The organism is Photorhabdus asymbiotica (assembly GCF_003634575.1).
Lineage (GTDB): Bacteria > Pseudomonadota > Gammaproteobacteria > Enterobacterales > Enterobacteriaceae > Photorhabdus > Photorhabdus asymbiotica.
Genome location: NZ_RBLJ01000003.1, coordinates 89,142 through 103,921, shown reverse-complemented (window position 1 = coordinate 103,921; position 14,780 = coordinate 89,142). Strand labels below are relative to the sequence as shown.

At 41.5% G+C, this 14,780-nt stretch carries 11 protein-coding genes; 9 read left to right on the top strand and 2 right to left on the bottom strand.

The window, feature by feature from the left end:
• Positions 1 to 80: 80 nt before the first annotated feature.
• Entirely contained in the window at positions 81 to 233 is a 153-nt protein-coding gene (locus tag BDD30_RS23595; protein ID WP_170152960.1) for a hypothetical protein, read from the bottom strand.
• On the bottom strand, positions 230 to 352 hold the full coding sequence (locus BDD30_RS24700; RefSeq protein ID WP_269450449.1) for a hypothetical protein: 123 nt from the start codon (positions 350 to 352) through the stop codon (positions 230 to 232). Before BDD30_RS24700 ends, BDD30_RS23595 begins: the two co-directional genes overlap by 4 nt.
• Positions 353 to 624: 272 nt before the next feature.
• On the opposite strand from BDD30_RS24700, the gene fepB reads away from it, so the two are divergent.
• From fepB to BDD30_RS12600, 9 genes are all read left to right on the top strand, one after another.
• Complete coding sequence (fepB, locus tag BDD30_RS12640) at positions 625 to 1,608, top strand: Fe2+-enterobactin ABC transporter substrate-binding protein (protein ID WP_231849186.1); 984 nt, start codon at positions 625 to 627, stop codon at positions 1,606 to 1,608.
• Between the two features lie 125 nt (positions 1,609 to 1,733).
• Positions 1,734 to 2,684 carry a FecCD family ABC transporter permease gene (locus BDD30_RS12635; protein WP_249039933.1) on the top strand — a complete coding sequence of 317 codons (951 nt, stop codon included), beginning with the start codon at positions 1,734 to 1,736 and terminating at the stop codon, positions 2,682 to 2,684.
• Positions 2,681 to 3,745: a FecCD family ABC transporter permease gene (locus BDD30_RS12630; RefSeq protein ID WP_012777075.1), complete on the top strand. Its 1,065-nt coding sequence runs from the start codon at positions 2,681 to 2,683 to the stop codon at positions 3,743 to 3,745. The genes BDD30_RS12635 and BDD30_RS12630 overlap by 4 nt, the downstream gene beginning before the upstream one ends.
• A gap of 666 nt (positions 3,746 to 4,411) precedes the next feature.
• A complete protein-coding gene (locus BDD30_RS12625) occupies positions 4,412 to 6,538 on the top strand; it encodes a TonB-dependent receptor (protein WP_012777076.1) in 2,127 nt (708 codons plus the stop codon).
• A gap of 136 nt (positions 6,539 to 6,674) precedes the next feature.
• Positions 6,675 to 9,812 (top strand): condensation domain-containing protein, encoded by a 3,138-nt coding sequence (locus BDD30_RS12620; protein WP_012777077.1) that lies wholly within the window; start codon positions 6,675 to 6,677, stop codon positions 9,810 to 9,812.
• 167 nt (positions 9,813 to 9,979) lie between these two features.
• Positions 9,980 to 10,819 (top strand): ABC transporter ATP-binding protein, encoded by an 840-nt coding sequence (locus BDD30_RS12615; protein ID WP_049795184.1) that lies wholly within the window; start codon positions 9,980 to 9,982, stop codon positions 10,817 to 10,819.
• Between the two features lie 277 nt (positions 10,820 to 11,096).
• Entirely contained in the window at positions 11,097 to 12,278 is a 1,182-nt protein-coding gene (locus BDD30_RS12610; RefSeq protein WP_012777079.1) for an isochorismate synthase, read from the top strand.
• Positions 12,275 to 13,918: a (2,3-dihydroxybenzoyl)adenylate synthase gene (locus BDD30_RS12605; protein ID WP_012777080.1), complete on the top strand. Its 1,644-nt coding sequence runs from the start codon at positions 12,275 to 12,277 to the stop codon at positions 13,916 to 13,918. The genes BDD30_RS12610 and BDD30_RS12605 overlap by 4 nt, the downstream gene beginning before the upstream one ends.
• On the top strand, positions 13,905 to 14,780 hold the full coding sequence (locus tag BDD30_RS12600) for an isochorismatase (RefSeq protein WP_012777081.1): 876 nt from the start codon (positions 13,905 to 13,907) through the stop codon (positions 14,778 to 14,780). The genes BDD30_RS12605 and BDD30_RS12600 overlap by 14 nt, the downstream gene beginning before the upstream one ends.

Genomic DNA, 14,780 nt, shown 5'->3' with positions numbered 1-14,780 from the left:
TATCAGCTCTTCCAGGAATATACCCTTCATCCTTCGAGTTGCTGCTTGGTTGGCTGCTTTCACTCACCCCAGTCACAGAGTTATCTATACCCGTTATCTTTCAAGTTGCCTCTTTGTTGGCTGCACTCACTCACCCCGGTCACATAGTTATCTATGCTCCCGGGGATTCGCTCCCTGGCCGTCGCGATGCATCTTGAAATCCATAGGGTATATGCTCCTGGGGATGCGTTCACTTGCCGCCGCGCTGCAATTCGAAATCTATTGGGTATAAATTGAGTAAATGAATTGAACGGCCAAGTAACCAAGTCGTTGCGATGGACAAGCCAATGCATAATTGCCTATTTGTTCCCATGACATTCACTCTCCTGTTTGAGTACCATTTTTCATTTATTACTCTGGCTGAGATCTGAGTTGGTTTTATTACTGAGAAAATGAAACATTTGTTGTGTAATACAACAATAATGTGACGTATTTCGTGATCATCGTTATTGTGTATGATAATCATTATTAATCTCATTGTCGGATATTAGACAAAATGATACATTACGTCCACTTTGGATTATCTGAAAGGGTATGCGAAGTTTCTGTATCGCTGAACTACAATCACTATCTGAGAATGCCAGAATGAAATCGATGTTAACCCTTGTATATGGCTTGGTCATTACTCTGGTCAGTTTATTTGGGGGGACTGTTTATGCTGCAAATGCAGAAAATGCAGCTCAGACGGAAAGCCTTTCTTGGCCAAGAGATTTTAAAAATGCTGATGGCTCTATCACCACTATCCCCACAAAACCCCAGCGTATTTTATCAGCTACCGTTTCGATAACAGGAATACTGTTATCAATTGATGCCCCTGTGGTCGCAAGTGCAACAGCCACGAATGGGCAATTTTTCGCTCAATGGGACAATGTTGCCCAAGAACGGGGACTGGAAAAGCTCTGGCAAGCCGGCAATATTGATCTGGAAATGGCTTATGTTGTTGCACCCGATCTGATTGTGGTTTCTATGAGTGGCGCTGATTCTGCATATGCTCAGGTAGAACAACTTAAACAAATCGCGCCTACGATTATCTTGGATTATGGTAAACAGACATGGCAAGGTTTGGCGACTGAATTAGGAAAAGCGACAGGGCTTGAAGATAAAGTGACGGCCAGAATTACTGGTTTTGATAACTATCTTGCTGAATGCCGGGCAAAAATTGCAATACCTGAGGGTAAGGTTAATATTATCAGCTATGGGGGACCGGGAACGATTAACCCCATATCAACGAGTATAAGTCCACATGCTTTACTGCTTTCACAGCTTGGATTTTCTATCGAGCCGGCAGATCCTGCGTGGCATAACAGTGGAAATAAAACCGGCGATTTTGTTTGGGCACAATATGAAAATATTACGCAGTTAACCGCACCCACGACATTTCTTTTAAGTGCAGGAAATGACAGAGCTGCTGAATTCTTAAAGGACCCTGTACTTGCTAATTTGGCTTCGGTTAGAACAGGACAAGTCTATGGTCTTGGTGTGAATTCGTTTCGAATTGACTATTACAGTGCAAAAGAAATTGCCGACAGCATTGTTAAACGATTTGGCATTAAGCAGAAAGCGAAATAACTGAGTAATTATTTGAGCTGGATATGAAAAAATTGATTTTTTCAGCTGCTAATTCTGGTGCGCAATCCCATAACCGGCAATTTAAATTTCAGCGAAAAGGGTTGCTGATTTGCGGGTTATTACTTGTGGCATTTTCAGTTTTTAGTCTTTTTGTTGGGACTCGTCCTGTCACGCTAAAAGTCACTTGGGAGGCATTCACCGCTTTTAATCCTGCTAATAGTGAACATTTATTAGTTCGTTATCTGAGAGTGCCTCGTACTCTGCTAGCGATTATTGTTGGTTGTTCATTGGGGGTCGCTGGTGCCATTATGCAGGCACTTACCCGTAATCCATTGGCTGATCCGGGTATCCTAGGTATCAATGCTGGGGCAGCGGTTTCGATTGTCTCAGCAATTGCTTTTTGGGGTATTTCCGACGTTATTGGCTATATGTGGTTTGGTCTGGCAGGGGCGGCCATTGCGGGTTGTGGAGTGTATTTACTTGGGGGAATTCAGCATGGCTTGAACCCGGTAAGAATGGTATTGGCGGGTGCTGCTTTGTCCGTTGTATTATTCTCTGTCACCCAGATTATCACCATAAATAGTGAAGACGAGGTATTTAATCAATTCCGGCACTGGGTGGTGGGTTCACTTCAAGGGCGAGGTTATGAAGTACTTTTCCCTATCTCTATTCTGGTAGTTTCAGGAGTGATGATCGCTTTAATGCTGACAAAGTCTCTTGATACGGTAGCACTTGGTCATGATCTGGGAAAATCACTGGGTGTTAATCAAACCAAAGTTTGGATTTTATCTGCACTGGTTATCATTATGTTATCTGGCGGTGCAACGGCAGCCGCAGGACCCATTAGTTTCATCGGCCTGACAGCTCCTCATTTTGCTCGTTTAATTGCAGGGCCTGATTATCGTTGGGTACTTCCTTATTCTATGCTTATATCTGGAGTGATGGTGGTTGCTGCTGATAGCTTGGGACGAGTCGTAGGGTATCCTGGGGAAATTAGTGTTGGCATTATGGTGGCGTTAATCGGAGGGCCGTGCTTTGTTTTCCTTATCAGAAAATGGAAAATTGTCCAATTATGAGCAGACGGAATTACTGCGAGACTGAGATTAATATTTCCGGTAAGGTCTGGCGACAAGGAAAAATGTCTTTTGTTTTTGTTCCCAGAAACCTTATGGTGATTTGTGTTATGCTACTGTTGATTATGGTATTAGCCGTTTTTTCTATGACTATCGGCAAATTCAATATTACAATCACACAAATTATCAGTACGTTTTTGGGGGCGGACTCCGGTACTATCAGCGAAAAGATCATCATGGATATTCGTTTACCTCGAGTGTTAACCGCAATTTTTGTAGGCGCGGCACTGGGGGTATCTGGTGCTATCTTTCAGTCTATTTCTAGAAATGCATTAGGCTCTCCAGATGTAATTGGTTTTACAACAGGTGCGGCGACGGGTGCCATTATGCAGATAGTTTTATCTGATAATGATGCAACACAAGTGGCGATTGCCGCTATTGCTGGTGGAATTTTGACTGCAATAGTTGTGTATCTGTTATCTTTAAAATCGGGTGCAATAGGTGGATATCGTCTTATTTTAACGGGGATTGGTGTGGGTTCAGTGCTAACTGCCCTGAATGGCTTATTACTGGTAAAAGGAAATCTGGATAATACCGTAATGGCAAATTTGTGGCTTGCTGGATCACTTAATGCGCGCACATGGGGACATGTTTTTCCTGTTTTAACGGGAGTTGTATTGCTGGTACCTTTGGCTCTTTTTACGGTAAGGAAATTGAACATTATCGAGATGGGGGATGATATTGCCAGTCAGCTCGGCATTAAGGTGGAACGCGTTCGTCTTATCATGATTTTCTGTGCTGTAGTGTTAGCTGCTCTTGCCACCGGCGCAGCAGGGCCGATTGCTTTTGTTGCTTTGGCCGCACCTCAGCTTGTCGTTCGCTTGACCTGTTCGAAAAATATTCCTATCGTCAGTGCCGCATTAATGGGTGCTTGCCTTTTGCTGGCAGCTGATCTGTTTACACAGCTTTTACCTTTACAAGCAGCAGTTCCCATCGGACTAATGACAGGGCTCGTTGGCGGAGTTTATCTGATTTGGTTACTGACCCGTTCTCGGCAAATTTAATAAAAACCTCTATACCCAATAGATTTCAAGTTGCAGCGCGGCGGCAAGTGAACGCATCCCCAGGAGCATAGATAACTATGTGACTGGGGTGCGTGAAAGCAGCCAACAAAGCAGCAACTTGAAGGATGAAGGGTATATATTTATTTTGGGGTTCATTATCTTCCTCAATTGACGGAAGATTTTAGTTATTTATATTGCTAACTTAGGCTGTGAATTACTTCTTTATTTTCCTAGCTTGTTTTTTAGGACTAAAAATTAATTCCATAAAATATAGGGATATATTCTCAGTTAATTTCTTTTCTGGCTAAATACCTTGCTAAAACCACATATTTTACCGAGTTATCTTTTGTTTTCTTTATTTATTTGAAATAAAAAATTGTTTTGTATGGGAAATTTATTTTTCTGTTGTGCTGATCACATTTAATGATAATGATTTTTATTTACATATAATAATATACCTTGTTATGATAATTATTACTATTTAAGAAATAATAGACCAAAACATAAAAGTATTAATAATAGTACGAAATTATTCTATACGAAATTAACATGGGTTAAGTCGCACCATGTTTTTACAGACTGGGGTACACCGGTCAGCAATGTCACGATTTAATTTATTAATCAATTAAAACTATTTCGTGTAAGCTGGCTAAAGGAGACAAATGAATGAATAGGCTGCACTCAACTCTGCAACATGATGCATCAGAAAGAGAGCATACTAAAAAATCACGTTTTGTAAGTACTTTTAGTGCCTTATTTCTCGGTGCTATTGTGTTGACAGGCACTGATGCTATTGCGGCAGAGGAAAAAAACACACAAAACGATCGAAAAGGAGATACCAAGGCATTATCACCAGAAGAAGATGTGTTGGTGGTAACCGGAGAGAAAGTCAACCGCTCGATTTATGATAGTGGTTCCAGTGTCTCTGTTTATAATCTTCGTAAAATAAAATCTATTCCCAACCCTGATGTCAACACGTTACTGCAAATGACACCAAACGTTGTTGATAACGGTATTAGTAATGCTCTCCCTGCTGTTCGCGGTGTTGATGGTTCAGGCCCTTCACAGGGCGGGATGGCTTTCCTTAGTGGGACACGGCCCAGAATCAACGTCTCTATTGATGGGCGCTCGTTTACCTATAATGAGCTGGCTTTTGGTACACAATCTTTATGGGATGTAGAAAGTGTCGAGGTATTTCGTGATCCACAAAGTTATATTCAGGGAAGGAACGCAATTGCAGGAGCAGTGATCATTAAATCACTCGATCCTACCTTTTATTGGGAGAGCGCAATCAAAAGTGGTTTCGCAAATCAGGGCTATCAGCAAATTGCTGCGATGGCTTCTGGCCCTTTGATTGAAGATCAACTGGCTTTCCGTCTTAGTGTCGATCGTCAAGATCGCGACAGCTTTGCAAACCTGGTCTCTTATGATCCTGTTGGCGATCCGCACAAAATTGAATCAACCACGGTCCGCGCGAAGCTGCTGTTTGAACCACTGTCTATTCCAGAGTTATCCACGAAATTAACGGTTAACCATCTTGATAGTCGGGCTCCTCAGAACGAAGCATACAATCCAAGGCATACGCTTAATTTAAGGCATGAGCTGTTCAGGCCAGTTATAGAACGAAAAACGACCAGTGGGATCTGGGATGTTTCATGGGCTTTGTCAGATACCATTAGTTTGGAAAATAAATTAATTTATACCGATCTTGCTTATCACAGATTAACTTCGTCTAAAATTCCAAAAGCGGATACTGATGGTAAAGAGTTAGAATTTGAACCGCTTATCCGTTTTCAAGGGCTTGATAATAGGCTGAATGGTTTGGCGGGTGTGCGTTATTTCTATGGTAAACAGGATGAGTCTATCGATCTTTTCGGGGGCAGCAAATTTGATGATAAAACAGAAACAGCCTCTGCCTATACTGTCTTGACCTACACGGTTGTTCCCAAGGTTGATGTAACTTTATCAAGCCGCTTTGAACGTGAGCATAGAACGCGTAAAGGAGGGGGAAGCGAACGTGTAAAAATTAATTTTAATGAAACCTATAACGCTTTTCTGCCTAAAATTGATATCGCCTGGAAACCGCAGAAAGATCAAACCATCGGAATAGCTGTTGGTCGAGGCTATAACGCAGGTGGTGCAGGGATTATCCTTGACAATACTTATACCGGTGATCCTAATTATACCTATGATCCTGAATATGTCTGGAACTACAGCCTTTATACACGTAACAGCTTGATGGATGGTAAGCTGGAACTCACTTCTAATCTTTTCTATAACGATTATAAGGATATGCAGTTACCTTACTACCTGGGGCCAAATGCAACCATGATACGTAATGCTAATCAGGTTGAAACGTATGGTGCAGAAGTGGGTGCTCGCTGGCAGCCGGTTGAAAAACTTGAGCTAAACGGTAGTCTCGGTTTGCTGAAAACGAAGATTAAAAGCTTCTCAGAGAGCGGTATTCAGGGTAATGAATTACCTCGGGCGCCAGGATATACCGCAAACCTCTTGGCTAAATATTTACTGACAGAAGATATTGATGTTAGCGGCAATGTTATGTTCTCAGATACTTACTACTCTCAGTATGACAATTCTGCCCGCGGGAAAATCCCAGCATATTGGATAGCTAACCTTCAGCTTGGTTATAACTTCAAGTGGGGACGTGCCACATTATTTGCGCAGAATCTGTTCGACTCCGACAAACGTTTATTAGTTCCAGATAATAATGTTAATTCAGCAATTTATCAGCGTCCGAGAATGATTGGTGCGACGTTTGAACTGAAGTTTTAAGGTGATCAATCAACGGCTTGAAACAATAACTCAATAAGTAACCGGACAAAGGTATAAGCGGAATCACGGCACCCCTCTGTCCGAAAAATGGTAAAAGATTATATGTAAACCCAGCGTTGACTGGAGAAGTGGGAATATGGCAAGAGAGTTTAAGCGGTTACTGACAGATGATGAAGCATTGCTTCTGGATGAAGTATTTCATACCCATGCTGATAGTTATTCACCTTCGGAAGTCCAGGAAATTGAAAAGGATTTAACGGAATTTGAAGAGATGATGTGGCTTCATCATCAACAGGATTCTGATACTTCTGGTCAGTTTGCCTGTGCTTGGTCATTGACAGGAAATATCAACATAGGTCGGCTTATCAGAGCACTAGCGTTTCTTACTAAAGAGATGGCTGGAATTAATGTTCGGTATCGTTTTGATGATGAAGGCGATTTGCGTAAGTATTTCGATATAACAGCGAATTCTCCTGTTGAAATTTATCAGGTTCAGTCTGATGAAGAAGCGATAAATAGTCTCCTCAAGGAACAGTGTAAACCTATCGGTCTTGATGAACATCCACCTGTTAAATTTATGTTGTTTATGAATGGAAGGCGTGGGGTTATTTTGGGTGTGATCGTGCATCATATTCTGAGAGATACTGTATCATTATCGCAGATGCTTATCATGCTTTCCGATGCTTATAATAATGATTTGAAGACCATCGGGTTTGGAAAGGAAGATTTATTTAGACAGGGACTTTCGGCTAAATGGTTATCATGTGAGTCTGGAAAAATAGGCATTCCCTGGCTCTATAAATCCGATACCGCCAAGAACGCGTTAATTAAAGAAACGGGTAAAATTAGTTATCTCGATGATTCCATTCATGATCGTCTTGTAACTAGATATCGTACTACAATTGATGTTGATGCACTTGCTCCATTTTTACCTACGGAGAAAACAGCATATTCAGCATTGGCAACGATAGTGACATTGTTCGGTTGCTATATTGCAGTGATAGGCTCTCATTTGGATGTGAATGTTAGTGTATCGTGCGACCCGGAATATACACATGATGAACTCAACAGCCCATTTTTCGATTCAAAATTGATGTCATTGCGTGTGTGCCAGGATGATAGAAGCTTTAACAAAATAATTGTCGATATTGAAAGGCAGATAGAAAGTGGCAATCCACAAGCTAGCAATGAAGTAGAGTACGGGCATGACAACCCACATATTCTTGTGACTTGGCTTAATGAATCCCAGTTATCACTTAGGTTGAATGATGCAATTGTTGAGTTATTATCCATTCCACCGTTGAATGCCCATTTTGATATCTCATTGGCTGCTGGAAATGTAAATGAGGAACAATGGTTTTTTGAATTAATAACGGGTCCGTCAGTGTCTGCACATATTGGTGCATTTCTGTTAGAAGGTTTTTGCACATTTATTCATGAACAAAATGTTGCTATTGCGCCAAAATTTACGTCTATTTTTTCGCTTCCAGCGAAGAAAAAACATGAAGATATCAGTGACGCATCACTGACTGTTGTCAAACAGCAAAAAAAACATGAAGCAACTGACAGAAGCGATAACCAGCGTAAAATAGCCAATATTATCTTAAATGAATTCAGACAAGCGCTCTCTTCACCAGAAATGACAGCCAGTGATGACTTTTTTGATCATGGCGGGCACTCACTTATTGGCACCCGTGTGATAGGCAGATTACTGAGCTTACATAACATAGAGATCCATATTAATCATCTCTTTAGTTATCCGACGGCATGGAAACTTGCCGAATATGCACAATGTCATGATCCTATTGATGAGAACAACAATGAGTTGGGTGAAGAACAATTTGAAGGAGATATTGCGGTTGTTGCACCTTTATCCCTTGCGCAAAAATCGCTATGGAAAGCGTATGCGGCATTTGATTTCAACGATATCTTCAACTTACCTTTTATTTTAAAATTTTCTGCAAATATCGATGAGCGGGTACTCCAGGAAGCTTTTTTTGATGTACTGCAAAGACATTCTGTATTGCGTAGCTTATTTTATGAGAAAGAGAGAGAAGTTTATCAACGTGTCGTCCCAATGAAAGATTTATCGAATTACCAGTGGTTCTGGGGTTCTCGCGAATATGGCTCCCTTTCCTCGGAAGAAATATTAAAAAAAGAGGGAAAATATCAGTTTGATATATCTGAAGAACTTCCTTTGCGCATTAAATTTGTAACCGATAACGCTTCAGGCCAGCAGTTTTTATCCATGTTATTCCATCATGTCGTACTTGATGAGTGGTCTATTGTTTTGTTAATGGAAGAGCTTAAACATGCTTATAAATATAGGCTGATAAATGAGACGCCTGCGTGGCAAGAGCAACCCTTACCATTCTATCAATATGCAATTAGACAAAATGATGAGGGAATAAATCAGTCTCATCTTGATTATTGGGTTAATCATTTACGGGGGGCACCAAGCGGAGAACCCATTTTTAAAAATGCGGCCAGCGAATTATCTGGGCAGGCAAATTCCTGTGAAGCTGTTGAGTTTGAGATTGAAAAAGTGGTGGCTCAAGGCTTACAGTCACTGGCCAGAAAAAATGGTGCTTCATTCTTTAATATTCTTTACGCCAGTATTGTTGCATCGCTCAATTTACTGGGGGCAACTGATGATCTGCTTGTGGGAACGTCAGCTTCGGGACGTGATGATGCGAGCTTCTTTGATACTATTGGTTATTTTACCACACTGGTGATACACAGGGTTCGTTTTACTGAACAAATGACATTTACTGATCTTATCACTCAGGTTAAGAGTAACATCAATGACTCGTTACCTTATACCGATATTCCTATTGATCTGATTGAAGAAGCTTTATCAGGCCACTCAGATCAAGGAAAAGATCATTTGTTTGAGGTATATATTCAGTTTCATGCGAAAAGTAGTTTGAGCGGTGAATTCCATATGTTGGATGGAAGCCAGATTGCATTTCAACAGGTTGTTTTGGAAAAACAGGAATCTCTGCTGGGGCTTCACTTTGAAATTACGGAAGAAATGATTGCAGGTGAAGAAACGGTACGTGTTTTATTTAATTATCGTTCAGATCGTTATAGTACGGCTCAAATCGCTCAAATATCAGAAACTATCAATGACATTTTGATACTGTTTGCAAAAACACAGGATAGCGATATACCGCTTAGAGCGATCTTACCAAGATTATCCACGTGTATATACCCTATGGATTTCAAGATGCATTGCGACGGCCAGGGAGCGAATCCCCGGGAGCATAGCTAACTATGTGACCGGGGTGAGTGAAGCCAACAAAGAGGCAACTTGAAAGATAACAGGTATAGATACCCTTTGAATAAGGGTTTCTATTTAATACTGAATGATCCTCTTGAAGTCAGAATTTATATGAATATTGATGCTGGCTGATTAATAGTGTTTCTGTGAGAGAGTTGATGACAACGTTGACGCCAAAACATGATAGCCAAAGTGTTTTATTACCTTGTCGTTTGAGTGTGGAAGAATTGCGCTTGGGTTACGGTGAACATATCGTCTGTGATGAACTGAATCTGCGTATTCCTGATAGTCGTTTTACCGTGATTATCGGCCCTAATGGCTGTGGTAAATCTACGCTGTTAAGAAGTTTATGCCGCCTGCTACGTCCGGAATATGGCAGAGTTTGCCTTGATGGCCACGATATTCACACTATACCGACACGCGCTTTGGCTCGTCAGCTGGGATTATTACCGCAAAGTGTACAAGCACCTCAGGGGATCACAGTTGTTGATTTAGTGGCACGCGGGCGTTTTCCCCATCAGCGGTTATTGCGTCAATGGAGTCATGAGGATTATGAAGCGGTGCGCCAGGCAATGGATATGACCGGTATAACACAGCTTGCTGAATGTGTTGTTGACGAGCTGTCAGGCGGGCAGCGCCAACGGGTTTGGATTGCCATGGTGCTGGCTCAGCAAACGCCATTGTTATTGCTTGATGAACCGACAACCTATCTTGATATTGCTCATCAAATTGAGTTGCTTGAGTTGTTTTGTAGCCTTAATCAAGAAGCTGGATATACACTTATCGCCGTACTTCATGATTTAAATCAGGCTTGCCGGTATGCAGATCACTTGATTGTGATGGCTGGAGGGCGGATTGTGGTGGAAGGGGCTCCTGGTGAGATTATGACGACAACATTGGTTTCTGAGGTTTTTGGGCTCGATTGTGTCATTATTGATGATCCCATCAGTCATACTCCTTTAATTATCCCGCAAAGACGGCGTTTTATCGGGGGATAGCTATGATTTTTAAACTTATTTATTAAAATGATATTCCTGATAGATTTAAGCAATAACTTTTAATATCGGACAGAATAATAGGATGGAACGAATAAAATATCTAAATGGAATAAGAGAGAAATATTTTTAAGATATAGACTTTAATAAGATTAAATTATATCGAAATTTAATTATTGACCATCTAAGTCATAATTTTATTTGTAGCAAGTGATGCAAAATTATATCGAGGGAAATTCCATTTTCGTGATTACACGATTAACCGATAGAGGTAAGACTTGTGCTAGATCTATATAGAGATGCTTTGCTGACTGGTTTTAATAATCTTAATAATAAGGATTTTCTGTTTCTTTCATCCAGTAAAAGTCTGTTAGCACAGGGACAATATGCGATTTTATCAAAGCCACTTGATGATGCAGTAAACCCTGATAGCTTGATTCAGCAAGAAATAGGTCAATTATTCCAGCAAGCGAAGAATGATGGGATTGAAAATCCTATTCTGGTGGGGGCAATTCCATTCGATAAACAGCAAAATGCGGCACTTTTTGTTCCTAAAAAATGCCATTGGTTCCAAAGACAGCAGTTTCCAGCGCCTATTTCCAATTCTATCTATACAGAAAAGAGACGCTGTCAGTGGCCTGATAAAGTACACTTTAGCCATATGGTGAATACCGCTATTGATGCAATGCACAATCATGCATTAGACAAAGTTGTCCTTTCGCGGTTACTTGATATCGAAACTCATCAGCCATTAGATTCCATTCAATTATTACGACATCTTAATCAGCAAAATAGTTGGTGTTACAACTTCCATGTTCCGTTGGAAAATGGGGCATTGATTGGTGCTAGCCCAGAATTATTAGTACGTAAACAGGGCAACACTATCTTTTCTCAACCGTTGGCAGGTTCAGCAAAGCGTAGTGAAAACCCAGAAGATGATCACAAATTACGCCAAGCGCTTATTCAGTCTATCAAGGATAATTATGAACATCGGTTGGTGACCGATATGATCAGAAACGTACTCGAAAGCCGTTGCCAAAAGCTACATATCTCTAAAATGCCTTCCACCATCAGTACGCCTGTACTATGGCACCTTGCGACTGATATCGAAGGAGTGCTAAAGGCACCGCAGGAAAACGCACTTTCTGTTGCTTGTTTGCTTCATCCTACGCCAGCTCTTTGTGGCACGCCGTATCAGACTGCGAAAAACTTAATTGAGAAATTAGAGCCGTTTAAACGAAATCTCTTTGGCGGCATTGTGGGATGGTGCGATGCGAAAGGGGATGGTGAATGGGTGGTGACTATCCGTTGTGGTGAAGTGATTGGTTCGCGGATAAGGTTGTTTGCGGGAGCTGGCATTGTGCCTGATTCGAATCCAGAGTCAGAGTGGCAGGAAACAGAGGTTAAGTTTTCAACAATGTTACGTGCATTCGAGTTTTCACAGGAGGTATGCCCGGCATGATAGTTGAATTTAATCGTTGGCCGAAAGCGTTGGAACAACGCTATCGTCAGCTTGGTTATTGGATAGATCTCCCTCTTTGTGACATTTTTACCCGTCAGTCAGACAACGGAAAAATTGCACTTATCTGTGGAGAACGTCAGTTCAGCTATGCTGAACTTAATCTGCTAGTGGATAGTTTAGCCGCAGCACTACAACAACGAGGCGTTAAACGAGGACAAACCGCCTTAGTTCAATTAGGCAATGAGGCTGAGTTTTATATTGTTTTCTTTGCGTTATTGCGACTTGGCGTAGTTCCGATTAATGCGGTATTTAGCCATCAGCGTAGTGAACTTTGTGCTTATGCTGATCAGATTAACCCCGCATTATTAATTGCCGATCGCAACCATTCCTTATTTAGCGACGACGATTTTATTGATGAACTCAGAATCCGTATCCCGTCTTTATGTCACGTTGTCTTACGTGGTGATAATGACAGTATTCTGGATGTTGAGACTCTGTTGGCACAAGGTGCTGGCGACTTTGTCGCTAATCCAACACCTGCTGATGAAGTTGCATTTTTCCAATTGTCGGGAGGAAGTACGGGAACACCTAAACTTATTCCCCGAACGCATAATGATTATTACTACAGTATTCGCGCTAGTGCGGAAATTTGTCAGTTTAATGCTGAAACTCGCTATTTATGTGCACTTCCTGCTGCGCATAACTTTCCTATGAGTTCACCGGGAGCGTTAGGGGCATTTTACTGCGGAGGACAGGTTATTTTAGCGCATAACCCCGGCGCTGATTGTTGTTTTCCGCTGATCCAGCAACATCGGGTGAATGCTGTTGCACTGGTACCGCCAGCAGTCAGTGTGTGGCTTGAAGCGATAGCTCTTGGTGGTAACTGCGACGCACTAAAAAGCTTGCGATTGCTACAGGTCGGTGGGGCAAGGTTAAGCGAGAGCCTGGCCAGACGTATTCCAAAAGAAATGGGATGTCAATTACAACAAGTTTTTGGTATGGCTGAAGGATTAGTGAACTATACCCGGCTGGATGATGACGAACAGCATATTTTTATGACCCAAGGCCGCCCTATAAGTCCGGATGATGAAGTTTGGGTTGCTGATAACGATGGTAATCCTGTTCCTCATGGTATTGCTGGCCGATTGATGACTCAGGGGCCTTATACTTTCCGTGGATATTACCGCAGTCCACAGCATAATCAGCAATGCTTTGATAGTAATGGATTCTATTGTTCTGGTGATCTTGTCATCATGACACCTGATGGTTATTTACAAGTAGTAGGACGTGAAAAAGATCAAATCAATCGCGGTGGGGAAAAAATTGCTACAGAGGAAGTTGAAAATCTATTACTTCAGCATCCTGATGTCATTTATGCCGCGCTTGTCGCTGTTCCTGATGAGTTAATGGGGGAAAAAAGCTGTGCTTTTGTCGTATCACGAAAACCGATAAAAGCCGTAGCCTTACGACGTTATCTACGTGAACAGGGAATAGCAGATTATAAATTACCTGACCGGTTTGAATCTGTCCCTTCACTGCCATTGACACATATTGGAAAAATAGACAAGCAACAATTACGTCAATTTGTTAAGCAATTTGTTCAGTCATCACTTGTTGGAGAAAGAAATGAGCATTCCTAAACTGAATAGTTATGATTTACCCGTGGCAGAAGAACTTCCAACAAACAAGGTCAATTGGTCATTGGATAAAAATCGGGCTGCATTGTTAGTTCATGATATGCAAAATTACTTTCTTAACTTCTGGGAAGAAAATAGCCCATTAATTAATCAAGTTGTGGCTAATATTGCCAGACTGGTAGAAACCTGTCGGGAGAATGGAATACCGGTATTTTATTCCGCTCAACCTAACCAGCAAAGTGATGAGAAGAGGGCGTTGTTGAATGATATGTGGGGGCCAGGGCTAAACTGCCACCCCGAACTGCAAAAGATCACAGATATGCTCGTACCTCAGGCTGGCGATACTGTTATGGAGAAATGGCGATATAGCGCATTTCAGCGTACTGATTTTGAGCAACAGCTGAAAGTAGCTGGACGTGATCAACTGATTATTTGTGGGGTTTATGCACATATTGGTTGTCTAATGACAGCAACTGATGCGTTTATGCGTGATATACAGCCCTTTATGGTGGCGGATGCTTTAGCTGATTTCAGTTATGAAGAACATATGATGGCGCTTAAATATACCGCTGGGCGCTGTGGACGTGTAGAGACTACCGAACAACTTCTTATTGCCTTAAATGCAAAACAAGTGCAATGGAATAAGACTCGCCTAAAAGGGCTATTACTGCCTTTATTAGATGAGGATAGTGGTGATATTGGTGACGATGAAAACTTGCTCGATTATGGGTTGGATTCTGTACGCATCATGTCTCTCATTTCCCATTGGCGCCAGCAAGGATATGAAGTGGATTTTATTTCATTAATGAAAAATCCAACAGTAAATGGTTGGATGGCGTTATTCACTGAGCATCAGGGAGCCTGA